The 23,380-nt window shown below is 40.0% G+C and carries 27 protein-coding genes; 6 read left to right on the top strand and 21 right to left on the bottom strand.

Annotation, left to right across the window (positions count from 1 at the left end; translation table 11 throughout):
• Nucleotides 1-104: 104 nt before the first annotated feature.
• Complete coding sequence (locus tag DESLBE_RS18370; RefSeq protein ID WP_144677826.1) at nucleotides 105-635, bottom strand: helix-turn-helix domain-containing protein; 531 nt, start codon at nucleotides 633-635, stop codon at nucleotides 105-107.
• A 211-nt stretch (nucleotides 636-846) separates the two neighbouring features.
• Here DESLBE_RS18370 and DESLBE_RS27100 point away from each other — a divergent pair, with 211 nt between their 5' ends.
• The 5 genes from DESLBE_RS27100 to DESLBE_RS18345 are packed head-to-tail and all read left to right on the top strand — an operon-like array spanning nucleotide 847 to nucleotide 4,093.
• A complete protein-coding gene (locus DESLBE_RS27100) occupies nucleotides 847-1,380 on the top strand; it encodes a DUF6431 domain-containing protein (protein ID WP_243131344.1) in 534 nt (177 codons plus the stop codon).
• Between the two features lie 42 nt (nucleotides 1,381-1,422).
• Nucleotides 1,423-2,775 (top strand): DDE-type integrase/transposase/recombinase, encoded by a 1,353-nt coding sequence (locus DESLBE_RS18360; RefSeq protein WP_144677825.1) that lies wholly within the window; start codon nucleotides 1,423-1,425, stop codon nucleotides 2,773-2,775.
• Complete coding sequence (locus DESLBE_RS18355; RefSeq protein WP_144677824.1) at nucleotides 2,768-3,568, top strand: AAA family ATPase; 801 nt, start codon at nucleotides 2,768-2,770, stop codon at nucleotides 3,566-3,568. The genes DESLBE_RS18360 and DESLBE_RS18355 overlap by 8 nt, the downstream gene beginning before the upstream one ends.
• Complete coding sequence (locus tag DESLBE_RS18350) at nucleotides 3,565-3,789, top strand: DUF5348 domain-containing protein (protein WP_144677823.1); 225 nt, start codon at nucleotides 3,565-3,567, stop codon at nucleotides 3,787-3,789. The genes DESLBE_RS18355 and DESLBE_RS18350 overlap by 4 nt, the downstream gene beginning before the upstream one ends.
• 13 nt (nucleotides 3,790-3,802) lie before the next feature.
• Nucleotides 3,803-4,093, top strand: coding sequence for a hypothetical protein (locus tag DESLBE_RS18345; RefSeq protein WP_144677822.1), 291 nt, complete (start codon nucleotides 3,803-3,805; stop codon nucleotides 4,091-4,093).
• A gap of 154 nt (nucleotides 4,094-4,247) precedes the next feature.
• Here DESLBE_RS18345 and DESLBE_RS18340 read toward each other — a convergent pair whose 3' ends face one another.
• From DESLBE_RS18340 to DESLBE_RS18305, 8 genes are all read right to left on the bottom strand, one after another.
• Nucleotides 4,248-5,306 carry a hypothetical protein gene (locus DESLBE_RS18340; protein ID WP_144677821.1) on the bottom strand — a complete coding sequence of 353 codons (1,059 nt, stop codon included), beginning with the start codon at nucleotides 5,304-5,306 and terminating at the stop codon, nucleotides 4,248-4,250.
• Between the two features lie 142 nt (nucleotides 5,307-5,448).
• Entirely contained in the window at nucleotides 5,449-6,282 is an 834-nt protein-coding gene (locus DESLBE_RS18335) for a C39 family peptidase (protein ID WP_243131343.1), read from the bottom strand.
• A gap of 59 nt (nucleotides 6,283-6,341) precedes the next feature.
• Nucleotides 6,342-8,180, bottom strand: a complete 1,839-nt coding sequence (locus DESLBE_RS18330) for a DUF87 domain-containing protein (RefSeq protein WP_144677820.1) — start codon at nucleotides 8,178-8,180, stop codon at nucleotides 6,342-6,344.
• On the bottom strand, nucleotides 8,177-8,863 hold the full coding sequence (locus DESLBE_RS18325) for a hypothetical protein (protein WP_144677819.1): 687 nt from the start codon (nucleotides 8,861-8,863) through the stop codon (nucleotides 8,177-8,179). Before DESLBE_RS18325 ends, DESLBE_RS18330 begins: the two co-directional genes overlap by 4 nt.
• Nucleotides 8,860-9,450 (bottom strand): hypothetical protein, encoded by a 591-nt coding sequence (locus DESLBE_RS18320; protein WP_144677818.1) that lies wholly within the window; start codon nucleotides 9,448-9,450, stop codon nucleotides 8,860-8,862. Before DESLBE_RS18320 ends, DESLBE_RS18325 begins: the two co-directional genes overlap by 4 nt.
• Nucleotides 9,451-9,509: 59 nt before the next feature.
• Nucleotides 9,510-9,971 (bottom strand): DUF3846 domain-containing protein, encoded by a 462-nt coding sequence (locus DESLBE_RS18315; protein ID WP_144677817.1) that lies wholly within the window; start codon nucleotides 9,969-9,971, stop codon nucleotides 9,510-9,512.
• Nucleotides 9,972-9,984: 13 nt separating this feature from the next.
• Nucleotides 9,985-11,706 carry a hypothetical protein gene (locus tag DESLBE_RS18310; protein ID WP_144677816.1) on the bottom strand — a complete coding sequence of 574 codons (1,722 nt, stop codon included), beginning with the start codon at nucleotides 11,704-11,706 and terminating at the stop codon, nucleotides 9,985-9,987.
• 67 nt (nucleotides 11,707-11,773) lie between these two features.
• On the bottom strand, nucleotides 11,774-12,376 hold the full coding sequence (locus DESLBE_RS18305) for a DUF6550 family protein (protein ID WP_144677815.1): 603 nt from the start codon (nucleotides 12,374-12,376) through the stop codon (nucleotides 11,774-11,776).
• Between the two features lie 343 nt (nucleotides 12,377-12,719).
• Here DESLBE_RS18305 and DESLBE_RS18300 point away from each other — a divergent pair, with 343 nt between their 5' ends.
• Nucleotides 12,720-14,021, top strand: coding sequence for an IS110 family transposase (locus tag DESLBE_RS18300; RefSeq protein WP_144677814.1), 1,302 nt, complete (start codon nucleotides 12,720-12,722; stop codon nucleotides 14,019-14,021).
• Nucleotides 14,022-14,459: 438 nt separating this feature from the next.
• Here DESLBE_RS18300 and DESLBE_RS18295 read toward each other — a convergent pair whose 3' ends face one another.
• The 12 genes from DESLBE_RS18295 to DESLBE_RS18240 are packed head-to-tail and all read right to left on the bottom strand — an operon-like array spanning nucleotide 14,460 to nucleotide 23,375.
• A complete protein-coding gene (locus DESLBE_RS18295; RefSeq protein WP_144677813.1) occupies nucleotides 14,460-15,005 on the bottom strand; it encodes a hypothetical protein in 546 nt (181 codons plus the stop codon).
• Nucleotides 15,002-15,394, bottom strand: a complete 393-nt coding sequence (locus DESLBE_RS18290) for a DUF4320 family protein (protein ID WP_144678683.1) — start codon at nucleotides 15,392-15,394, stop codon at nucleotides 15,002-15,004. Before DESLBE_RS18290 ends, DESLBE_RS18295 begins: the two co-directional genes overlap by 4 nt.
• Before the next feature lie 41 nt (nucleotides 15,395-15,435).
• Complete coding sequence (locus tag DESLBE_RS18285; protein WP_243131342.1) at nucleotides 15,436-16,323, bottom strand: secretion protein F; 888 nt, start codon at nucleotides 16,321-16,323, stop codon at nucleotides 15,436-15,438.
• Nucleotides 16,311-17,096, bottom strand: a complete 786-nt coding sequence (locus tag DESLBE_RS18280) for a JAB domain-containing protein (protein ID WP_144677812.1) — start codon at nucleotides 17,094-17,096, stop codon at nucleotides 16,311-16,313. The genes DESLBE_RS18285 and DESLBE_RS18280 overlap by 13 nt, the downstream gene beginning before the upstream one ends.
• Nucleotides 17,080-17,376, bottom strand: a complete 297-nt coding sequence (locus tag DESLBE_RS18275; protein ID WP_144677811.1) for a hypothetical protein — start codon at nucleotides 17,374-17,376, stop codon at nucleotides 17,080-17,082. The genes DESLBE_RS18280 and DESLBE_RS18275 overlap by 17 nt, the downstream gene beginning before the upstream one ends.
• Before the next feature lie 32 nt (nucleotides 17,377-17,408).
• On the bottom strand, nucleotides 17,409-18,338 hold the full coding sequence (locus DESLBE_RS18270; RefSeq protein WP_144677810.1) for a hypothetical protein: 930 nt from the start codon (nucleotides 18,336-18,338) through the stop codon (nucleotides 17,409-17,411).
• Nucleotides 18,335-19,687 (bottom strand): CpaF/VirB11 family protein, encoded by a 1,353-nt coding sequence (locus tag DESLBE_RS18265; RefSeq protein WP_144677809.1) that lies wholly within the window; start codon nucleotides 19,685-19,687, stop codon nucleotides 18,335-18,337. Before DESLBE_RS18265 ends, DESLBE_RS18270 begins: the two co-directional genes overlap by 4 nt.
• The gene (locus tag DESLBE_RS18260; protein ID WP_144677808.1) at nucleotides 19,680-20,432 is read right to left on the bottom strand and encodes an AAA family ATPase; all 753 of its coding nucleotides are present in this window, start codon (nucleotides 20,430-20,432) and stop codon (nucleotides 19,680-19,682) included. The genes DESLBE_RS18265 and DESLBE_RS18260 overlap by 8 nt, the downstream gene beginning before the upstream one ends.
• Nucleotides 20,422-21,246: a Flp pilus assembly protein CpaB gene (locus DESLBE_RS18255; protein ID WP_243131341.1), complete on the bottom strand. Its 825-nt coding sequence runs from the start codon at nucleotides 21,244-21,246 to the stop codon at nucleotides 20,422-20,424. The genes DESLBE_RS18260 and DESLBE_RS18255 overlap by 11 nt, the downstream gene beginning before the upstream one ends.
• 19 nt (nucleotides 21,247-21,265) lie before the next feature.
• The gene (locus DESLBE_RS18250) at nucleotides 21,266-21,718 is read right to left on the bottom strand and encodes an A24 family peptidase (RefSeq protein ID WP_144677807.1); all 453 of its coding nucleotides are present in this window, start codon (nucleotides 21,716-21,718) and stop codon (nucleotides 21,266-21,268) included.
• Nucleotides 21,715-23,055: a DNA (cytosine-5-)-methyltransferase gene (gene dcm, locus DESLBE_RS18245; protein ID WP_348981658.1), complete on the bottom strand. Its 1,341-nt coding sequence runs from the start codon at nucleotides 23,053-23,055 to the stop codon at nucleotides 21,715-21,717. Before dcm ends, DESLBE_RS18250 begins: the two co-directional genes overlap by 4 nt.
• Entirely contained in the window at nucleotides 23,055-23,375 is a 321-nt protein-coding gene (locus tag DESLBE_RS18240) for a hypothetical protein (RefSeq protein WP_144677806.1), read from the bottom strand. Before DESLBE_RS18240 ends, dcm begins: the two co-directional genes overlap by 1 nt.
• Nucleotides 23,376-23,380: the final 5 nt, after the last annotated feature.

Raw genomic sequence — 23,380 nt, 5'->3', positions numbered from 1 at the left:
TCTATTGTAAATCGAATACGCTCTATTTAGAGTATTATTTAATCTATTACAACCTAAACAATACTTCTTTTTCACTTTTAGATAATATAGTTAAGCTGTACACTTCAAGGGGATGCACTTTTGGGCTCCTCCCCAGCCCACGAAAAGCTATAATATGGATACATTAATTCTTTTGATATCTCTATGGTATCAGCGCACTCATCATTATGAGCTACCCCTAGCTCATTTTTGATGTATTGCTTTTCGCTTAGTTTCTGACTTGTTTGCTTATGATCAATCTCAGCCTGAACCTCACAATCAGCTGTCTTTTTTTGTTCTGGGGTCTTCCCCTGTTTTTTTTCTTCTTCACCTTTTGGTTGCTCTATATTAAGTGTGTAAAGATTCGACGTCTGACCACCGTGCTTTCTTTCAGTGTCAAATCTCGCCTCTTTGACCACAAACCCTGCTTCTACAAGGTCATCCAATGCCCGTTTTACTGTGTTGACACTGTAACCACATTCCTTTGCAATTGTCTTAATAGACGGAAAGCATTGCCCTTCCTTATTGCTGTGAAGGGCAAGACAGTTCAGAACCAGTCTCGCCCTTGGTTTTAAATCTGATTGAAATGCATTGGTCATATATTCTATCTTCGCCATATTGTCCTCCTCTATTTATGTTCGTTATTGTTTCCGCTACACCAAAATGGCTGAAAGCTGATGGTATTGCCTGTCCGAGGATTGACAGATATAATGACCGTATCTAAAGAAAGGAAAAGGATGCCCTTATTCAGGTAAACCCGCAGGAACAGGTTTATCTGAGGCATCCTCCCCAAAAAGATCATGGTTAGTATATCAAAATATGATCTAATTGAGAACCCTCAGACTGGTATTTTTTATTAGGTGTGCAGAGTCCGTCCCTTGTCCCTGTTGCGGAGAACAGCTGGTCGTTATTGGAAGCCGAGAAAGGAAATCTAAGAGCAGTGGCGGTCAAACCAAAGTAATCGTCATTCGTCGGTTACGCTGTATAAAATGCAGACGAATTCATCACGAATTGCCAGACTTTCTGGTGCCATACAAACGCTATGACTCAGCCAGTATCGAATGCGTTATCTCGGAAGCATCCGAGCCTTCCGATGTTGCAGCTGATGATGCCACGTTGTATCGTACCCGAGTGTGGTTTAACACCTTGCTACCTTATTTACTTAACTGCTTAAATGCTATTGCTCTGCAACTAGGAGAAGAGTCTGTAGAGGAGCCGTCCGTCCCGACACGATCTACACACCAAAGAATCGGACTTTATGTTGGCTATACATCGGGTTGGCTGGCGAGAATTGTCCGCACCATTGTCAATGCAAATTTATGGCCACATACCCGTTTTGCATTCTTGTCCGCAAACACCTAAGGTAGACTAAAATCGAAGTCTGCCTAAGAGAGGTGTTTGCCAATGAAAGATCAGAAAAGAGCCGAGGAAATAGCAGTTGAACGTGTTCAACTTGTATCCCCCCTTTTCGCTGAAGGACTCGACCCTGCCAAAGCACGGGAGATTAAAGCTCAGCTGTGCCAAACCCATGGAATTTCAGAACGAACGCTGCGGCGTTATCTGTCAACGTACCAAAAAGAGGGGTTTGCTGGCTTAAAACCTAAGGGAAGAGGTCGAGCCCCAACTTCAGGTATAGCCCCAGAACTGCTTGACCAAGCGATTCTTTTGCGTCGGGAGGTTCCTAGTCGAAGTGTAGCCCAAATTATTCAAATCTTAGAGTGGGAAGGCAAAGCCAAGCCTGGCGAACTCAAACGCTCAACTTTACAAGAAAAGCTTTCAGAACGTGGTTACAGTAGCCGGCAAATGCGAATGTATTCGAATTCTGGCGTGGCTGCCCGGCGCTTCCAGAAACGTTACCGTAATCAATTGTGGCAATCCGATATCAAGTTCGGCCCGTACCTGCCCATCGGCCCAGGTGGCTCTAGGAAACAAGTTTATCTCGTTAGTTTTATCGATGATGCCACACGACATATACTCCATGGTGCCTTCTACCCGACTCTTGATCAGGTCATCGTGGAAGATTGTTTTCGTATGTCCATTCAAAAATGGGGCTTACCCCAAGCGGTCTACTTCGACAATGGGAAGCAATATCGAACCAAATGGATGGCCCGAGCCTGTTCCAAACTAGGCATCCGCTTACTTTTTGCTAGACCCTATGCCGCTGAATCGAAGGGGAAAATTGAAAAGTTTAACAGATTGGTAGATAACTTCTTAAGTGAAGCCGCCTTAGAGAACCCCAAAACTTTAGATCGGCTTAATGAGTTATTTCAAGTATGGCTTAGTGAATGCTACCAGAATAAACCCCATAGTGCACTAGATAACAATATGAGTCCCGCGAGAGCCTTTCGCAGCGATCAAGAGCCTCTGCGTTTTCCTGAAGCAGCTGTCTTAGCGAATGCCTTCTTACATTGTGAAGCTCGCAAAGTGGACAAATCCGGATGCATTAACTTCATGGGCAAAAAGTATGAAGTAGGACTGTCCTTTATTGGCTGCCGTGTGGATGTGGTCTATGATCCAGCAGACATTAGCGAACTAACTATTGAATACGAAGGGTATGCTCCTTGGAAAGCTCATGAACTTGTCATCGGGCAGTATGCTGGCAAACGTCCTAGACTACCTGAAAGTCTACAGCCTCTAAGTTCCGAATCTTCAAGATTGCTCGAAGCAGCTGAGGAGAAAAAACGCCAGCGTCAAAATCGTCTTGCTCCAGCCCTTTCCTTCCGTGGAGTGCCAAAGGAGGGAGAAAGTCATGTTTGAAGCCTTCTATGGATTTAATCACGTGCCCTTTTCCCGAGATATTCCTACTCATGAACTCTATGAATCCGTCTACCTAGAAGAGACCCTCGGTCGACTGGAATATGCAGCCCAGCGCAGTTGGTTTGCTGTTGTCACTGGTGACTGTGGGACAGGAAAAACCACAACCATTCGCCGTTATGCCCAAACTTTAAACCCTGCAAAGTTTAAAGTTCTCTATATATCGGACTCCAAACTGACACCCAGACATTTTTACAAAGGTCTTTTAGAACAGCTTGGTTTTGAAGCAAAATTTTATCGTGGAGATGCTAAACGCCAGCTCCATCGAGAAATTGAGCTTATGCGGGGAATTCAGCATCTGCAGCCAGTCGTTGTTGTTGATGAAGCCCATTTATTAGCCAAGGAGATGTTGGAGGAAGTACGGTTTTTGCTGAACATGAACATGGATGCAGAAAGTCCCATGGCTCTCATTCTCGTGGGTCAAACTGAACTCTGGGATCGCCTCCAGCTTCAGGCTTATGCGGCTATACGTCAACGTATTGATTTGCAATGTAAACTCACCCACTATGATCGAGCGAATACCGAAGCCTATATGAGACGCCACTTAAGTTATGCCGGGGCTACCCAGGATATCTTTTCCGACCAAGCTATTGACGATATTTATCGATTCTCCAGCGGTGCGGCCAGACTCATTAACAAAGTCTGCACCCATTGTCTTATGTATGGCTCCCAAAATGGACATCGGATCATTGATGACCGCATGGTCAAGCGCGTGATTGAGGGGGAATTATCTTGAAGCGTCAATGGTGCAGCCTGAAATATGACGGTGAAATTGATCGTTGGGTGGCTCACAGGGGAAAGAACTGCTATGGTTTACACTGCGGAGAGGGCTTAGAAGTTTGTATCGGCAACCATAATATCCCCTGTAGTTTAGAATATGACGATACATGGTATGTCATCATGCAGGATACCCGGTTCAATCTGCGAACCCAGAACACCTACAAGGCGAAGATTTGATGGGGGGGCTAAGATGCAAAAAGAACTCCTAAAATTAAACGGACACAACAACGATCGCCTCACTGTGAAAGACTACTTCATCCAAACTGGTTTCTATGATTTATTGCCTATGGCAAAGCAAATAGCTAAGGATCACAGTTACGACCAAACCGAAATGATTGAAGCCATATGTAAGGTAAGTGATAAATTTTTCCAATACCCGCCCACTAGAAACAGAACAGCTTGGTTCAAAATGGTCTTTCTAGAAAAATTGGCGGAGGCCAGGGCAGATATTATGGTATTTAGAAGCAAGCAGGGACGATAAGACTGACGGACGGATTTCATTGGCAGTTTTAGCTTAAATATCCGTCCGTATGCCACACTCGATTTCGGTCAGTTAAGCGGTCAATAGTTGGACACTTAACAACATCAATCTATGGACATTAAAAGGCATCACTAACACGTTATGATTTGTATGCTTATAATTTCCGTTCAGGAACGATATGATTTTTCACCATAGGTAAATAGATATGTCCATTTATGTTGTCATTAAAAAGATCATGAGAAGCATCGGCAATAAGCAAATCTTCTCCGAATGTTGACTGGCAGTCTATCTGAAATTCCTCTGGAACCGCTAGAGCCATTTTGAAAGCTGACAAGCCCTCACATTGATGCAGTAATTTTGAATAGTCTAGTTCCTCATAAGGAAGCAAGCTCCCACAAATTAATCGTAATTCCGCATCTCTAAAGAGACTTGGCAGTTCATTCACCGTACCCAAATCATAAATAATGAAGTTATAGTTATTGTCTATCTCAGAGGTTAAAAAGCAGTCAACATCACCAACCGGATAATGCTCCCCTGACTTTTCGAGTGTGTATCTTTCAATGAGATAGTGAAGATGCCTATTCATGTTCATTTCCACATAACAGGCTGTAGCACCTCTGGCTATCAACCAATTGGCAAAATTGAAAGCTGTTACGGTAACACCACTTCTCTTGCTCGCACCTATAACAGCAATTCTCACATTTTTAGCATTCCATTTATATTTTGGTATTTGAATTTCATTTGTACTGATTTTGATTGGGTTTACAGGCTTAACTTCAAACTTTGGAAATTCTTTCTTAGGCTTGTATCTCTCCATACCGTCTTTGGACAAACATTCTAGAATCTCCTCCTCCAAAGTTTCTACGGCTATAGAAGTAACAATTTCAGTCACCCCAATTTCAATGAGCCTGTCAATATAATCAGATTCGTTCTTAGTACCAGAGAGCACTACTATGATTCTTGCATTAAACATCATCTGAAATGACTTCATTGCGATGATAAAGTCTTCAAGGAGATCATTAGCACAACACATGTCTATCACGAAAAACTTACAAGCAAGATAATTTCTCATATCTTTTACAACAAACTGTTTTAGGGTGAATCGCCCAACAAGCTTCTTGATAATGAGTTCTCGATTTGCTGATTCTGCCTTTTTTTCTTCAAGAAAATCAAGCAAGTCACTTTTTCCGTTACTGGAAAGATACAATAGCATTATGCTCACCCCCAATCTTTAAATCATGGTCAATTCTTTTATTATCAAGCGGCTTTGTTACCAACATAATAATGCCGATCACGACAATGACAATATAAATAAACAGCTCAATTATCAATTTTTTCCTCATTCTATACCTCCGCTATTTCTTACCGATTATCCAAAACGGACCTCCCGACCCTGCATTTCTACTAGCTTCATCTAGGATAATGGATAAATCCCATTCTTGGTCACTCCTCTTTCTGCTTGCAGGATCAGCTACCAAAATTTTGCCTTCCTTTGTCACACCCCTGAGTACTATAAAATGACCGCTTGCTGTGAAATGTCCTTTTGCCATAATTGCTACAACGAGTTTCCCTGCCGTTAGAGCATCTACAATACGATTTGTTTCTGTTGACTGGCAACCTTCTACATCTAATCCAAATGACTTAGCCGCGCCAGGAATTAACGAATGATAAGAACCACTTCCCTTACACCAATATCCCTTGTCATATGCCCACTTAGACATTTGAACAGGATCGATATCGGCTTTTGTAAGACTGGATATCACCATTGCCATTGAAGTTGGACCACAAGCATAGCTCCCAATATCGTCAGTTCCATATGGTTTGTCAGCCCATCTGCTGTCCAATTGGTTGTAGTAGACAACAGGTGTCTCACTCTCTTTATTAATAGTGATACCTTCATAACTGATGCCATAGCTATCCACATAATCGGGATCTGTCTGAAGAATACCTTGATACATCCCAAAATCACTTTGAAGCTGCTCAACCGAACTAAGCGTTTGACTGTCAAAAAACTGACCTAAAAAATCCAGAGGATGAGTTAGGATATAGAAGAACATTGACATAATCAGCAGTACCGACAGTACAGGTGTTAAAATAAGTAGTAGAATTTTCTTTCTTGATTCTTCATCTGTAGCCACTTTTACGGCTAAATGCATTAAAGCTTTTGCAATTAATGGATCTATCGCCAAGAATTACACCTCCTTAAAATCAGACAAGGTGCAAGCAAATGACTGCCTGCACCCTGTTTTTATCTTCCACCGGCTTTCCCCATATAATTGAACTTGTAATCCGGTATTTCGAAATTTACATGAAGCCGCTTAGATCCAATAACAAACAAGGCATGTCCTCTACGCTTGCTTTCAAGTAGTTCTTCCTCTGCTTCAGTTAAATTATAGAGTTCCTTCGTTTCCTTCAAATTCTGACCATCACATCCCATAATCAGTTTTATACAAGGTATATCAAGTAGAGCCTGCCCATACATTTTGATTTCAGGAGATAGAAAATCCACAACACTGTGAGAGATAATAATCAAACCAGCTTCATACTTTCTTGCCCTTTTCTCAACGTTACGAAGAAAAACAAGGCTTTGAGGCACTTGTGGATCGATCATGAGATATGCTTCATCACAAATGAGAAGCACACGCTCTGATCTGTCCTTGCTCATCTGTTCCCAACACCAGCCAAGAAGATTAAAATATTGAGTTCTTTTGATGTTATCACTTGTATTTTGCAAGCTGTGTGTATCTAGGCAAATACAACGTGTGTGCGTTTCAATCGTACTGTATCCATTCCATAAAAAGCTGTCACTGCCATTCGCTACGTCATATAAGAGTAATGCCAAATCTCGATAAGCACTATCGCCTGTATTGACTTTAGCCTTCTCTTCAATCAACTTATAAAGTTCACTAAACGTTGGAAATTCATTGTTCGTAAATCTTGAAATATCTGTATCCCAATCAATTCCGAAGCGTTGATACAATTCTATAATGCTTTGTTTAAGGACAGCTTTTTGCATATCGCTAAGGCTTGGTAAATATAATTGAAAGAAGATTTCAAGGTTTTTAACATGGAGTGCCATGTCACTCATGCCATCTACATCGGCATATAATTTACCACCCTTTTCATCCGGTTCTTCTTCACTGTCTCTTGGCGCAGGTCGAATTTGAAGCGGATTAATTTTGCCGTTCATGCCTCCACCCGCATTAATCCAGTCTCCATTAAGGTTAAAACACAAATCCTTATATTCTGATTCCGGATCGATGATGATAATCTTAGTACCCTTCATGTATTCTGAAAGGATGATGTGCTTTACTGCGGTAGACTTACCAACGCCTGCTACTCCCATGACTACCATGTTGGAATTGGTTCTATCATTACCCCTTTTCCATGAGTCCACAATAACAAGCCCTCCATTATTGTCTTTTGCAAAGTAATAGCCACTTCCATCATTGAATCCTGAGCTTGCAAATGGGAATCCACCAACAAAAGTGCTCATCGGGATGATTCTTTGTACGATATTTTCAATAACTGGGCTTGTTGGATACGTCGGTGATATGTTCTGTAGTCCATCCTTTTGAAGATTAGCAAGGGTTCTAACCTTGCCCTTCATAACATTAACCACGCTCTCCACTCTCCGGCTCACTTTTTCAAACTGCTTTTCATCATGAGCTAGTGGCATGATTGTTAGACTCATAAGTGCAACAGTTTCACCATTCTGATCAATCTGCAGCATGATACGTTCACCATCTTCGGCAGCTTTTTCAGCTCTTTGACGAGTCAACGGATCTTTGGCACTCTCAGCAGCTCCACGATTTTGAATGATGCTTTTACTAATGGCAGAAATTAAAGCACCATTGTCCACCGGCTTAATGCCAATTGATACAATGGTGCTCGGAATATTTGTTATTTTGGAAAGCCAACCAATGTCAACTTTTTGAGGATATCTAACTATCCCATATATCTTTCCCGTGTTTTCACCTACAACTAAACTATTTCTCTTCACTTCTAATCCCATTGGCGTAATAACATTAAGAAGTGCTTCATTGACAGGGACAAAATCTGATTTGCCTTTTTTCTCTCTTATCAATTCTTAAAACCACCTTTCAGTATTGGAATATTTGCTTCAAAGTCTGTATCCTCAAGATGAATATAGGCGGGATTATTAACCAGATTGCATAGTCTGACTATATCTTGCTGTTCAAGCAAATCACAGCACACTCCATTATCTGTGAAGTTACAGGAAAACTCTTTAGCTTTGATCAACAGCTCTTTCTCTGCCCCATCATATGCTTTGTCCCATATCACAACATAGAACTGGCGCTCAACTACCTCTCCCGATAATGCGAAAGTAGTCATTTCAACAATCTCTTGCTTTAACAACTCCTTTTGTTTAGGGTCACTGGTAATGAGCGTTTCCGACAATTCTGCTATTAATGGCGTTATATCTACTGGTCTGGATACTGCAATAAATTTGAATGGATATTGAATACTAGACATACTTGCTGTTAATTGTTTGATGATAATGCTTTTTTCTGTCTTACTGAAAAGATCAATACTGATTGGATTTATTCTTAAATAACATAAAACCAATGCATCTCTGGTATAAAGAAATTTCCCTTTTATATCCTTGACATTGACAAACTCGTTTGCTGTTTGACAAGCACCAGTAGCTTGAATAGCTCTACGCTTATTTTCTGATATCTTAATAAAAAGAAATGTGCCACCCCCAAGGGCAGCACATATCAAAATCATAACGATTGGACAAATCATTCAACTTCCACCTCCAATTCTTCATTTTCTTTACTTCGATAACTTTCAACATCTTCACGAGCAATTTCTTTTACCCTTGATGATTCCAACAAAAGCTCATATATACCCGAACCTTTTTCAAATATTTTTGATGCTTCAATGAAATCTTCAATTCCATGTTCCTTTGTAATCGCCAGTGTCAGATCAACATTATGAATCGCTTCATTGATGGGTATACCGAAGCTTCCCATTCTAGGATGATAAAAGTGATTGAACTCAATAGATGCATGATTACTGTCAAGGTCATAAATGACTCTCATCTCAAGCATGCTATGTGTCTCAAAATTTAGATCCTCATTCTTTGTTTCATCTTCTGAAAGTTGTTCAAAAATTAAATCTGTCACTTCTTCTGATTCTAAGTACTCACCTTCGTAGCTTAAATGCCCGAAGATTTCAGAGATACTTTTTTCAGGGAACTGATTGACTTGAATATCATAAGCATTTTTCAACCTGTAGAAACCACTAAAAACAGTTCCTGCTCCCCAATGTGTATAATAGCCAGTAGTGTAATTGTTCTCCATTATCTTAAAAATGCCTCGATGCCCCAATCTGCTCACCACCTCTCAAAAAAAATAGCGAGCACATCTTTTTAGATATACTCGCAACTTTACCTCTCCAAATCTTCTTCATCCTCATTAGCAATTCCCATTTTTTCTAAGAAATCCTCCATGCTATAAGCAGGCATTACCCTCGCAAAAATCTTGCTATCCATCTCTCTATAAGAGAAAGTTTCTGGTTCCTGAAATCTTGCCGTATACTCAGCAATCTGCTCTTCTGTCAAAGAAACGTCTCCGCCATAACCATCATCAGCACAAATAAAAAATGTTCCTGCGAGGACATCTCCATTCCCCATCTTGCGATTGCCTGTCAGTCCCAAAAGTTTGCCCTCTTCATTGCAATAAATATGAACCTCATCTGACAGATAAACATACTCTATCGGACCACCTACAATATCCTGCATGGCTCTAAAATCATTTCTTATTTCCTTCACATAAGGTCTCTTTTGTGGCTCCACTATGAGCACTTGAATCACATCACTTATATCATTTGTATCATTAATATTTTCCATAGGTTTTCCTCCCTTACTGTTTTGGCGCAATGTGCCAATCATCATACAGCGATCCCGAAATGGTAATCGCATCATTTAGGTTTGCTGATAACATTCCCGCAGGCGTCCATGCATCTTGAACATAAGTGTAAACACGGTATTGACCATCAGGATACCAGATTGGTGAAAAGTGGCTTTTTTGCTTATAGGTGCTATAAAGATTCGGCTTGAATTCAAATTGTGATGAGTAACCGTTACTGATTAAATCTAATAACCTCCAATAGGTGTTGTATTCAAATTCAGGAAAATAACTCACTGCTGTCTGTGCTGCCGTTACATGGCTACTTGGTGCAGATATATTTAACACAGTCTGTACTTTGTTATTGATTCCGTATCCACTTTTCATCGTTTTCCCAGAAGCGGTAGGCACTTTATTGTCTGGAATTACCGAACTTGAAGCACTCAAAGATGCACTGTAAACATTTGTGAAAAAGTCATACCATCCATGATCTTCCCACCAGCCATTATCTACCCAATGTCCCCATTCACCATGATCGCACCAATCCCAATCTGATATCCAAACCCAATAGGGATGCCACTGTGCCCACCATACACTCCAAGTAGAATAGGTTGTTTGAGTTTTATTAGGTAAGTTAGGCACTTTAAAGGCATCATTTCGATCATTTGCAGTAGGATTAGGTGGTGGATTTTTACCAAGATCGACAATCTTTGCTTTTATAACATTCTCGCTTAGGCTGCCTTTATTTGTACTTACAGTAATAGTTACATACTGTTCAGAAGTAGGGGTTGTCCATTTGCACCAGACAAGCTGACTGTTACCTTGTGGTACAACGATGTTGCTCATGGAGTATATACTTCCCCCAACATTGAAGGTAACTGTTGCAGGACTATCTGGATTTATCTCGTTGGAGGCATTGAGCGTAACCGCTGTAATGACTTGTGTATTGATTCTGTATACTACTGAGGTATCAACCGGATCAACTGGAGGCGCTTCCTTGTAGCTCACAATACCTAAGCCAAGGTATTTCATAATTGTCGAATTTGTTTGCTTGCTTGTACTTGAACCATTCCATGCAGGAAAGCCTAAGTCAGATCTTTCTAAGAACATAGCAAGTGGCAAATTCTTATGAGTTAAACTGACCATTTTACTTCTCAAATCACCGTTTTGGATTTGGTCATACATGGCTGCTTCATGAGCGGTCATGCCCATTTGAATTCCTTGATATTTAAAATACGCTATCGGTTCAAGAAGCAATTTGTAACTTCCATTAGTCAGTTTTTCAAACGATATACTAGCATCATCGGCTATCATTTGAGCTGCACCTTCTGAACAAAAATATTTTTTAATTGCTTCAATACTTGCAGAGGTGCTCCCACTACTAATTATTAAGGGCAAAGGGTTCATTGGTTTCTTAAAATAGTAGCCACCCATAACCGGAACTAATGAAGTCCCATTCCTATATTGGATTTTTGAAACCTTCCCAAAATGTATGATACTCGAAGCAGGATTCTGGTTTGTATAGTCAACAATTCTTCCAACTGGTTTTTGTGTTTCCGAATCGATAACAGTAACCCTTACACCATCATTACCGGGAGTCCATGAATTCTGACTTGTACCATTACCCATACTCCCACCGCCGTTATCGATATTCCCATCACCATCAGCAAATACTGATATCGATGTTGAAAGTAACAGCACCACTATAAGTATCAAAGAATAAACTCTTCTTTTCATTTTGTCTCCTTTCAAATAAAAAAAAGGCAAATCATAAAGACTCGCCTTAGTATCATCAAAATTTTATTTAATTCATATCTCCAATTTGCTTGTTCCAATCGCCGTCAGAATCACTTGTTCCACCTACGTTAGGGCCACTATCTTTAACCCATCCAAAACCAGGTACATAAGTTTCACCTTTGCTGTTTGTTTCTCCGCCAGAAGGTTTTTCTTCGGTTGGTTTAGTAGGTTCGACAGGCTCAACGGTTTCAGAAGGCTTTTTCGTAGGATCGGTCAATGTAGGGTCAGTGGGTTTATCATGTGGCTCATCAGTATCAACCGCAGTAGCTGGTTTCTCAGGTGGCTGTGGTTTTTCAGGGATCTTTGTTAGCTGAATGTCATTTGTATCAATTTTCTCATTTTCATCATTTTTGTTATCATCGATACTTTGCACAACTATGCTTGATTCAACTTCTGATTCACTTGATTCAGTAATAGTCGGTTCAACTTTTACTTCTTTCTGAACCTCACTTACTGTAACATCTGTACCATTACTTTGAGCTTTATTAATTTCATTGTTATTTCCATTGCCCCCGAATACCAAAATCATAATGACAATAGCAGCTATGAAAATAAATGAAGTCGTTGCAATTACAAGTTTCTTTTTGCTTTGTTGCATATTAATACTCATATATAAAATCCTCCTTGTAAGATAGATATTGGGTTAAGGTTATAAAACCTTCCCGAACGTTCTTTGAAAACCTAATCCTTATTGTTCAGATGAATGAGCTGACACTCTACGTAACCAATATCGCTAAACCTCTGGTATAATCATTTTTGGTCAGAGAGATAGATGTGCGTTCCTCCTGGATCCCTCTTTGAGGCTTATCCGTAAAAAAGCGTGTCACTCCACAAGAATGATTCGATGTTTAGCTGGTTGGGTCACGTTCTCGTGTTACCCGTTTCAAATGCAAGGTTGTTGACATTCTTTTTTAGTGGATGCTCTGATTCATCTGTTGAAAGGTTGTGTTAATTTGTCTCAGTTTCTTCATGACTTTGTTGTTGGAATCGATGTTTCTTCTGAATTCTCAATCGTTGCAATGCTCGCTCCCTCCGGGGAACTGATCCGCAAACCTTTTCGAATTGATCATAATCCTGCTGGCTTTCATAAACTGCTCGATATCCTAAAAAAAGAAGAAGAGCGGTTAGAACGAAAGCCCATCTACTTCGTAGAATCTACGGGTATCTTTCATTTACCACTCTTCTTCTTCTTGAGGTCGAATGACCTTAAGGGCTTTGTGCTGAACCCCTTGAGTGTTCATTCTATCAAGAATTTCGACTTAAGAAAAGTGAAAAATGATAAAAAAGATGCTGAAGCGATTGCTAGGCTGGCTAAATACCAAGATGTTAAGTTTTCTCTGGTTCCTGAGCCCCAAATTCTGGCTCTACGCATGATGACCCGGGAGTATTATGCTCTGTCGGATACCCTCACAGAGATGAAGAACAGACTATCTACGGATCTCTACCTTCTGTTCCCGGGGTTTCTCGATGTGTTCTCGGGGGCCTTTGGCAAAACAGCTTTAGCCATTCTGAAGGAGTTCCCTTCACCGCGGGCCATTCAGGCGGCTGATACGGAGTCGCTGACTTCGCTTATCTCGAAAACCAGTCGTAAGGGTACAGCTTGGGCTGCAAAGAAGGTGAACCAACTCAAAGACTGTGCGCAGCTTGCTTCCTCCATGCCTCATGAATTCTCTTTGCTGGATGCAAAGATCAAAGTCCATATCGATGGGATCGAAAGCATGCAGGCCAGTTTAGACGGGATTGTAAAGCAAATTCATGCGATGATAGACTCTGAGCTCTTTCCTGCCGATGCCAAGCGTAATATTGAGCTTCTTGATGGCATACCCGGTATTGGCTTTCTAACAGCAGCTACACTGATTGCGGAGATTGGAGACTTTGGTCTTTTCAAGTCTGCCAAGGCCTTTACGGCTTTCTTTGGGATCGATCCATCGGTCAATCAGTCGGGAAAATTCCAAGGTGACAGAAATAAAATATCTAAACGAGGCACACGAATAGGGAGAAGAATTCTGTTTACCATCGCTATGGCTTCCATTCGTACAACGCGCAAGGGTGATGAGATTAATCCGGTTCTGCGAGAATTCTACGCGGCAAAATGCGTTAACAAGAAGAAAAAGGTAGCTCTCGTAGCCGTAATGCATAAACTTCTACACTACATCTTTGCTGTTCTTCGTGACCAGAAACCCTTTGAGATCAGGCAACCTGAGGATCATCAATCCTGGAGAAATAATAAGCTCAGACAAGCACCTGCGGCTTAAACATCTTTTTGTTACATGATTGTAAGTTTGCCCGTGTCAAGGGTGATGCGAGGGATACCGCAGGCCCTAGGCCGAGGATATGCTCGCCATCATCCCATTGACACGGAACAACACCCAGAAGCTTGAAGACGGCAAAGTCTCTTAAGCCCCAAAGTATACCCCATATTAAAGAGAGTTTGCCTGGCAAGCGCCGAGCGTTTCGTTTCCCTCATACCTCGATTTGGTCATTGTTCGGATTTTTCAATGGCTTGGTTTTCTATACCCTTTTTTCTTGGACCTTGAAACTAACTTTTTTTACATTACACCTTGACTTTAATTAGCTGGTCTTTAAGGTTAAAAACATTTATGCACTTTGTTGTTTCTTCTTGACTAGATTATATCACCGTTGTTGCGTATAGTCCAGTCATTTTTACGCACTTTGTTGCATGTATTGTAATATTAAAATTTTGGTATATATACCGCTTTGAGTCCCATCCTAATTTTCATCGAGGGTAAGTGCTCCCACCCAAATGAAAGTGGAACCGCTACATCAACCGCTCCTTCTACCGTGAACTGATTGATACTCCTTGGATTTGATGGTGCAAGTGGCGCATTGATTACATTAATTGATAAACCTGACACCTCATACTCCAACACATCACCAGCATATTTAGCATAGCTTCCACCCTTTTGTTCTAATCCAAGATTATCCTCAAGCCTGTCATATACATCCCCTGAGGTTAAGTCTTGTTCCCATGTTGTACCCGTGAGTGAATAGCCACCAGAATAACCTTCACGAAGTCCATTATAGACTTCATCCCAGTTTTCCGTTGCTACATCAATGATTGCTGATTGAACAGAATCTCTAACTCCAATAGCGACAACCATCAATCTCATATATTCAAAAGTAGCACACGAGAGAATTATAATGGTCAAAACCAGTGCAATGATAAGTAGGGTTGAATTTCCTTGTTTGTTGGAGAATACTTTTCTCAAATTTGTCATTTATGATACACCTCCGATGCTCCAGTGGCTTTTGAAGTCAACGTGATTGGAAATGACCCAAACTCTCCGAACAAACCTATGTTGACGTTTGTGGTTATAATTACAGTAAATTCTTCATTGAGTTGTATATTACCCGTTTTAGACCATTGAATTGTGGGATTAAGCCCTGTCTGAGTACGAAGCTTATCAGCTTTAATTGAGGTTGCACTCCCAACTTCACCAGCTATTTCAGCCGTTCTACAGATTTCAGTTGCAAATGTATCTAATTGTTGTTTTGCAATGAATACAGGCATGATCTTTAAGACAAGAGCCAAAACCATTGCAATAGCAAGGACCATTACACAAGCATCTACAAAGCTTGCACCTTTTTTATCTTTCAATAATGCCATTAACACTCATTATTCCTCCCTTCATTTTAAAATAGGTTTCACTAAAACATCTTTCCAAGGGCATTGATAATTGCATAGCCGAGAATGCCAAGGTACATGAGTAAAAAACATCCTAGCATTAAAAACGAGTATTTCTTAACTTTGCCTGGCTGTTTCATTGCTATGAGTTTTAACTTTTGCAGTTCCAATTGTTTGAAATCGTGATTCAACATTTCAAAATACATCGCACCGTTGTCCCCTCGTTTCACAGAGATTAGCCCTCTAACCACATCAGAAAGCATTGAACTGCCAATACGTGCTTCCAACCTTGTCAGTGCCGTTTCTTCATTACCTGACTTCATATCAGCAATTGTTATCTCAAGTTCTTGTTTAAAACTATCTCCTGCACTTTTTTGATATGATTTAAGCATTGCTGTCACATCACGAGAAGCCTTAAGTGCTTGAGAAATCGTTGATACAAATCTAGGTAGCTCATATTCAATCTCTTCTCTCTTTTGTCTTAGAATTTCATCTGCCAATCTCAATTCCCTAAAAAATACTGCTATGGCGAGAAGAATTATAACCGGAGCCAATATCGGGATAATAGGCATAATAGGAATCAACAATGCTGCAATCAGACCTGTTTTAACCCACGCCTTTGCAATGTACGTTTCTGGAGTCAGCTTAATGCCTGCCGATTTAAGGGTTGATGTGAGTTTTCTTTTTTTGTAACCATCCAGTCGTATATAATTTGCTAGTTTTGAAGATAAGTCAAATATTATGACTTCTATGATTTTGATTTGTTTTTTATCCTGCCTCGATACATTGAGAACCGCTTTTGTGACCGCCATTCTTGGTAGCTTTAGTGTATCAGCAAAAAAGATATAAAGCCCTGAAACCAAAATAATGCCTGCAACTAGCAAAATCATGTAGTATGTTATCTCTCCCATTCATCTTCCTCCTCATTTGCCTGCCCAAACAGCTCAATATCATCCAAATCAATAGAATCCTCTTTGTCAGATAGATGTTGAAATCCTCCCCCATTCTCTTTAACCCGATTGTTTTCATTTAAAGGAACTGCATCGTAGCTGACATTCTTCGCACAAGGACTTGGCAGATTTCCCCGCTCAGCCATTGAATGAAACTGGATATTTGCAACAATAATATGATCGATTACGCTTATTTGAAGTGGTGCAAAGATAGAAACCAGTCGCTCTGTAATCTCACGGTCTTGAATTGATGGACTCAAGCTGCCTCCAGGATGATTGTGAGCAAGGATAATCGACTTGCAATCACAGTCAAGGGCTGCTTTCAAAATCATTCTAGGATAAACAACCGCCTCACCAATGCTTCCCTCGGAAAAGATTCTCGTTTCGATGATGTTATTACCGCTGTCAAGAAATGCTGCCATGAATTTCTCTCTGTCCTTTATCCCACATAGCATTGAAACAAAATATTCACCTGCTACCGATGAAGAATTGAGGACAATTTTATTCTCTTTTTCCTGCATTTTTAGTAGCTTGTAGGTAGAAATGAATTCATTGAGCATATTGATTTTTTCAAGTTGAGGCTTACTCGGTTCAATGATATTGGGATGCTCAAGGACATTGAACAGATTATTGTCGGATGCATATTTTTTCAATTTGGTCTCAGAAATTCCTGTTAACTTGTTAATACCTTTTATGAAACTAGATGCATAAGCTTCATCATAGTTTTTCTTCATGCCCCTGTCCTCCTTTCGCACCAGTCATCTTCTCTATAAATCCTTTTGGAACAACCTCTTCTCCTAGTCCGAAAAGCACCATTCTGACTGCATCCAGTTTTTCAAATACCTCCGCTGAAAAATCAAAGGATTCGAGATTTTGGAAGAATCCTTCAACCCCATAATGTCCCATGCAAGTATTGATTTGATCAGTAATATCGGTTTCTACTTCAAAGAGCTTCCCTAACAATAGAGAAGCTCTTTGATAATCCTCTTGTTTAATTGTCTTATTCTGATTCATAGTCATTCTCCTCTCTTAAATTGTTTATTGGTCTATCGTTTATAATCTATTGGTTTTGTGAGCCTAATCACCGCAGCAAACGAAATTAGAATTGAAGCTGCACAGATTGCCAATATTCCTTTTCCAAAGACTGTATCAGTCAAAACCTTGTACCATTCTTTGTTTAGAAAATAAATCAGTGGAATGTTGGCTACCAGTAAAAGAGCCATTGTAATGAATTCCTTTAACGGCTCATACATCAAATAGTCCAGTTCTGCCGTAACAATCCTCATATCAGATAGCTTTGAGATAATTGGTGCCATGGTTGTTTTTAAAGTCTTATCTTCCTGACAAGCAATCATTGCATCCACCCATTCATGAAAAACATAATGATTCAGCTTAAGTTTCATGTCAGCAAGCGCTTGTTTAACATTTACATTAATCATTTTTGATTGAGTCAGAAAACCCAGAAATACATTTGAAATTGGTGGATTGAGATAACTGATATTCTCTTGAACAGCTGTAATGATACTCTCATTTCTCAAATAGCTTGTTGTAATAATAGATAGAGCAGTTTCAATTTCAGCATCCATCTGCTTTTTGTATGAATGTGACGTAAAAATGAGATACCAAAATGGAACCAATGCCATTCCAAGTGTTGCTACCGGAATCATCAATATATTCTCCATGATGACCGAGGCAAATAGTCCAATCACCATAAGAAAGAACGAAAACACGCAAATCGCTCCGAACTTCTCTTCCTTTCCCATGAGCCTTAATACTTCCTTCGCTTCATTTACCGTTCTTCTTACTCCTTTTGCAGACTTTGGGTTTTTAACAGCTTCGATTTGCTTGGCAATTGGTATTTTTCTTTTCAGAAAAGGCTTCATGATATCCTCAATAAGTTCGAAGGGTGTAAGCTTTAGAATAACAAAACTCCCAGTAATCAAACCTAAAAAGGCAATGACAATCAACAAAGTCATAGCACATCAACTCCTTCCAAGAATTTCTCAAGTAGCCTTACTGGCATACCATTTTCAAGAAGTCTCTTTTGAAGACTTTGAGAAATATTTTCTACCTTTTGATACTCACCTTTGATCTGCATTTTGCCATTAACAACTGCATTTTCAGTGATGTGATAACGAAAAAGAGTGTGAATTTTGCGAGTTCCATCCTCACAAATTTCACACTCCGTGATTTCCATTACCTTTCTGGTGTTGTCCTCAAGCTTTTTTACAAATAGCACAATCGGAAAGGCTTCTGTCACCAAATTGTATAGTGTTTTATCGTTTATATCATACTTCTGGGTACATAACGTCACCATACGATGATAAGTTGCTGTACAGCTATTCGCATGTGTCGTGGTAATTACTGCGTGCCCTGTTCTAGCAGCTTCCTGAGCTGCAAATGCTTCTGCTGATTTCATTTCACCCACACAAATTACATCAGGATTGCAAGTCAATGCGTATTCCAACAACTTTTCTTGATCCATGTTTTGCTTTGGGTCATCCGAATACCTTGTAACAGTGTGAACAACATTATTGATGATATTCCCATGTTCGTCCTCTTTGACCAAATCAAATTCACGACAACCATTTTCGATAGTAAAAACACGCTTATCTTCAGGAATAGTAGACAAAAGCCAGCTCATCAAGGTGGTCTTTCCTGAGCCTGTACTTCCAGTCACGCACATGGATAATCCATATCTTAGGCAATCGCTTAGAAACTCTAACATTTGTTCTGTTGCTGTATTGTTTCTGATGAAATCTTCTCTTGCCAACTTTTGAGGATTGATGATACGAATGGATGCAGCAACTCCTTTGTCATGATCTGTGATCGGATTCCCTAAAACAGTAATCCTAATTTTATTTGAAAGATGCCCGACCACCCCAGGCTGAGAGTGGTCAAGAATCATTCCAGACTTATGAAGAAGTCGTCTTACAACATCAACTGCATGTTCAGGACTATTGAACTTTTCTGAGGAAGGAATAACCCTTCCGTCAGAATAGGTTATTTTTACATCCCTCCAGCTATTGATGTTTATTTCCTCAATATTTGTAGCAAATAAATAGCTTGTAAGGAATGAGAATTCGGCCATCTCAGAATATAACCTTTCGATTAATTCCTCTGAGTTCATACCCTCAACGCCCAAACTGTAATCGGTCAGATATTTTGCAATATAAGCCGTTATCTGCTGCTTCTGCTCAACCTCATTATTGACAATCATGGTTGCATATTTGCTCGTAAGATACTCCTGTACTTCTTTTAGGACTTCGGAGAATTCTTTTTTATGCTTTGCAATGTTGTAAAACAAACCTATATTTTTACTCATCCCCGAACGCCTCCTTAATAATTTCTTTTATAATGGCTTCATAACCTTTTGCACCTTTGTCTGTTAGCTCCTCAAATAGAGTTAGTGTCTCGCTTTGTTCCTCCAAGGACCGAACATATGGCATTGAATAAGAAACGCCACTGAATGCATTCCTATATTCATCACTGCTCTGAAATTGTCTGACATTCGACAGTACTTTGATATGCTTATCTGCACCAAATTTTGAATCACTGATTAGTGGTAGAATAGACATGAAATAAGAAATACTCTTCAAATCACAGCTTCCCATACGAATCACTTCATCAGCTACTTCAAGAGCTGCTGTAGAGATGATGTTTTCGGTTAAAATACTTGAACAATCAATGACCACATAATCTACGATGTGACGTAGCAAGACCAGAAGATCAATTGCCCGCTCTTTATTATATTCAGCATAAGAGAAGGGATTTTCACCGGCTTTATATCCAAGCACACTCAGGTAAGGATTTTTCTCAAGTGTTAAACAGTTTCTTAAAATTACTTCCTGTGTGATATTGGGTGCAGATAGGACTTCACCCAATGAAACTTCAATTGGATCTTTTGATTTATAAACAGTTGGAAGCACAGGGCAAATATCATCACAAAGAATAAGCATGACATTCTTCTTTCTATCGGAAAGCATTTTTGCTAGCTTAATGGCTGTAACCGTTTTGCAACTGTTTGGACTTCCCCATACAGCCAATATTTGCTTACCATTATTCTGCATTAGCCTTCACCCCCTCTTTCACAGGATTTTGGATAACCTGCTCTGAATTTGTTTGGGGCATCACTTTCTTAACAAAAAATTTATCTTGTTCATTCAGAAATTTATCTGCATTCTCTTTAGTTCCTCTATAAACCAAAGTAGCATGAATATTACCCTTCTGCTCAAGATCTGCAAGTACTTTTGCCTGTTCGGTATTCACGAGCAGAGTCAAAGTTGCCGGCAGTTTTTTTTCAGGGTTATCCGTATCTGTTTCCTTTTGTGAAGTGTATTCTTTATCTGTTCCAGTTTCTGCTGTGGCAGCAAGCACTTTGACATATTGAAGTTCTGACGGAATATTGGTTGTGCCCATATTATCGTAATTAGATGAAATCAGTGTTACGATATCCCCTGCCTCTAATTTCCCTGAAAGTCCTGCTGCAAAACTTTTGATGGTGATGGACATAGCAACCTTAGTGCCATCAAGATCATTAAGGTATTCGAATTCAGTAAGTGGTTTATCCGAGAGTTTTGTCGAGAGAATCATGTCTCCTTTCTGCATATCAGCATTCACATATTTTCCTACAGCAGTATCTTTGCTTTTCATCACATTGTCTGGTAGGTTATAAGCTCCTACCTTAACCACTTCAACCTTATCCGCCCCTATAGCATCACCTTTTTTTATATCTGATGTAACTCTGACAATTTCTGTTTGAGAACGAAGACTACTGTTAAATAGCGGTGTGATACCAAAACAAATAACTAAAGACAGAACAATGCAGATCAACCCTACAGTTGTTCGATTCTTAAAAATACCCATATTCAAATTCATTTTCATTTACAAAATCCTCCTATTTTTAATTGATTAAACTCAGAACAAGTGCTGAGTATGATAAAATCCCTCCCACACAGAAAAACGGTGCTAGTGGGAGGGTTATGGAATTCCATTTTCTATTTGAGCTAAAAGCCTTGATACACATGCCTGTAGCAAGTGCAAGCAGGAGCGAAAAGATGCTTTGTAAAGCACCAAAGGGAGCACCAAGTACAAAGCCACAAGCCCCCATCAATTTAATATCGCCTCCCCCTATTGAAAACCCAGTGTCTTTCTTAATCAATACCGCAGCAAGTAAATAAGGAATACCTGTAAGGAACATACCTATCAAAGCTTCCACCATATTTACTGATAAAAAGCCTGCCACAAGAATGAAAAAAGGAATTGCATCGGGGATTTCTCGTTTTCTCATGTCACAGATTGCCGCAATAATTAAGAACACAGAAAACAATAACCCTTTGATAATCCATAGTATCACTGCTCCAATTCCTCCTCATTTTCTTCTATGACTTTTAGAATCTTAATTCCAAGTGCAAGTACCACTGAAACCGTGACCGAATTACCGGCTTGTTTGTAGAGTTGGTTATCCGAATTGATTAACCTTACCTTATCAAACATCACATCTGAAAAACCTTGCAAACGCCAGCATTCTCTCGGCGTCAATCTTCTAATACGACCACAACCGATTAATGGTGTTCCCTGATTACATCCTGTTTCTAATGTCTGAGCAATGCTTTTGCCAACTCTTCCTCGTCTAGTCTTGCTATTTGGAAAAGCTAAATTGATGCTATCTCCACATGTAGCCTCTGCAAAGCCCTGTTTTGTCGCTTCATTCACACGAATGCTTTTACTGCAATTTTCACAGCTACAAATAAGAACGCCATGCCTATCTTGGGCTGTTAGCGTAAAACTTGGCTCCCCACACGGCTTTAGTCTTGGACCATTTTGCCTTTTTTCCAGTCTGTTTGGAGTCAAAACCGCCCTTGCACAAGCATAAAAAATACCGGAATTATCCGCTCCACGATTGGTAATTCCGGCATTATATCTTGCTTTAATACACCGAGCTGTATCTGTGATTCTGCTATTTTTGTTAAGGTCAATAAAATAAAGACCTGTCTTTCCACCCCAGCCTCCGCTTTGTGCAGAGAGTGTAACACTTGTTCCATCTAGACTATAGACTCTTTGACCTTGCATCCCGCCTATAAGTTGGATAAGAGTTTTTCCGTCGCTTCCTGTGAGAGGAAATATTTTTCCAGAACCTCTTCCTCCAGAATGTCGATAAGCGACAATGTAGACTCGTTCTCTGTTTTGTGGCACTCCATAATTTCGTGAATTAAGAAGTCCGTACTGGCAATCGTAGCCGAGTGAGGCCAGCGTATCGAGAATTGTCGTAAAGTCCCATCCTCGATTAACGGAAAGCAGATTTTTAACATTTTCAAGGATAATCCATTCGGGTTGATCTTCGGCATCTTTGCCCTCGATGAGCCTAGCAATTTCAAAAAAGAGTCCACTTCTTTTTCCGTTAAGTCCTCTTTGACTGCCTGCAACTGAAATATCCTGACAAGGGAATCCGGCAGTCCAAATGTTTGCTCTTGGGATTTCCTCTGGTCTAACTTTTGTGATATCATTGGCAAACCACTCATCCTCCTTTACATCAAAAATAGCTCGATAGCTTAAATCTGCGTATTTATCAATTTCACAATGACCAATGCATTGCATTCCACTGGCTTCAAGCCCTGCACGAAAGCCTCCAATGCCACTAAAAAAATCTATGAAGGTCATCTTTTTCTTTTTATCAGTTTGTTCATCACACACTATTTTCCCAACCTCCATTCATCCCCATAAGCATAGGGATAATACTTTTGGCTTCTCATGAAGCCAACCATATTCCTAACCTGATCCACTACCGATAGATTGCTTTGATCTTTTGTTGTCATCATGACAGACCCTACAATTCCGGTAAGAATACAGATTACAGAAGGTGTTACATTACGTGAAAATGCCCAAATAAGAAAGGCTAAAACTCCTGTGCCTACTGACCCAACAATAGACTGTAGAAATTCTCGCCTTCCGAAACCAGGAAATATTTCTGTTTCTGTTTTTACACCCATTGGGATATATAATTTTTCATCCATTGAAA

Source organism: Desulfitobacterium sp. LBE, from assembly GCF_007830365.1.
Lineage (GTDB): Bacteria > Bacillota > Desulfitobacteriia > Desulfitobacteriales > Desulfitobacteriaceae > Desulfitobacterium > Desulfitobacterium hafniense.
Note: the sequence above shows the minus strand (reverse complement) of the source record. Positions and strands in the feature narration are given on the sequence as shown.

Excerpts from the sequence above, each read along its gene's own strand:
- DESLBE_RS18285 (WP_243131342.1), bottom strand. The coding sequence starts at position 16,323 with ATGGGAGAGATAACATACTACATGATTTTGCTAGTTGCAGGCATTATT.
- DESLBE_RS18290 (WP_144678683.1), bottom strand. The coding sequence starts at position 15,394 with ATGGCATTATTGAAAGATAAAAAAGGTGCAAGCTTTGTAGATGCTTGT.
- DESLBE_RS18305 (WP_144677815.1), bottom strand. The coding sequence starts at position 12,376 with ATGAGTATTAATATGCAACAAAGCAAAAAGAAACTTGTAATTGCAACG.
- DESLBE_RS18255 (WP_243131341.1), bottom strand. The coding sequence starts at position 21,246 with ATGAAAATGAATTTGAATATGGGTATTTTTAAGAATCGAACAACTGTA.
- DESLBE_RS18275 (WP_144677811.1), bottom strand. The coding sequence starts at position 17,376 with ATGAATCAGAATAAGACAATTAAACAAGAGGATTATCAAAGAGCTTCT.
- DESLBE_RS18315 (WP_144677817.1), bottom strand. The coding sequence starts at position 9,971 with ATGGAAAATATTAATGATACAAATGATATAAGTGATGTGATTCAAGTG.
- DESLBE_RS18325 (WP_144677819.1), bottom strand. The coding sequence starts at position 8,863 with ATGATTTGTCCAATCGTTATGATTTTGATATGTGCTGCCCTTGGGGGT.
- DESLBE_RS18340 (WP_144677821.1), bottom strand. The coding sequence starts at position 5,306 with ATGCTATTGTATCTTTCCAGTAACGGAAAAAGTGACTTGCTTGATTTT.
- DESLBE_RS18310 (WP_144677816.1), bottom strand. The coding sequence starts at position 11,706 with ATGAAAAGAAGAGTTTATTCTTTGATACTTATAGTGGTGCTGTTACTT.
- DESLBE_RS18270 (WP_144677810.1), bottom strand. The coding sequence starts at position 18,338 with ATGACTTTGTTGATTGTCATTGCCTTTTTAGGTTTGATTACTGGGAGT.
- DESLBE_RS18280 (WP_144677812.1), bottom strand. The coding sequence starts at position 17,096 with ATGAAGAAAAACTATGATGAAGCTTATGCATCTAGTTTCATAAAAGGT.
- DESLBE_RS18295 (WP_144677813.1), bottom strand. The coding sequence starts at position 15,005 with ATGACAAATTTGAGAAAAGTATTCTCCAACAAACAAGGAAATTCAACC.
- DESLBE_RS18355 (WP_144677824.1), top strand. The coding sequence starts at position 2,768 with ATGTTTGAAGCCTTCTATGGATTTAATCACGTGCCCTTTTCCCGAGAT.
- DESLBE_RS18370 (WP_144677826.1), bottom strand. The coding sequence starts at position 635 with ATGGCGAAGATAGAATATATGACCAATGCATTTCAATCAGATTTAAAA.
- DESLBE_RS18265 (WP_144677809.1), bottom strand. The coding sequence starts at position 19,687 with ATGAGTAAAAATATAGGTTTGTTTTACAACATTGCAAAGCATAAAAAA.
- DESLBE_RS18360 (WP_144677825.1), top strand. The coding sequence starts at position 1,423 with ATGAAAGATCAGAAAAGAGCCGAGGAAATAGCAGTTGAACGTGTTCAA.
- DESLBE_RS18260 (WP_144677808.1), bottom strand. The coding sequence starts at position 20,432 with ATGCAGAATAATGGTAAGCAAATATTGGCTGTATGGGGAAGTCCAAAC.
- DESLBE_RS18345 (WP_144677822.1), top strand. The coding sequence starts at position 3,803 with ATGCAAAAAGAACTCCTAAAATTAAACGGACACAACAACGATCGCCTC.
- DESLBE_RS18240 (WP_144677806.1), bottom strand. The coding sequence starts at position 23,375 with ATGGATGAAAAATTATATATCCCAATGGGTGTAAAAACAGAAACAGAA.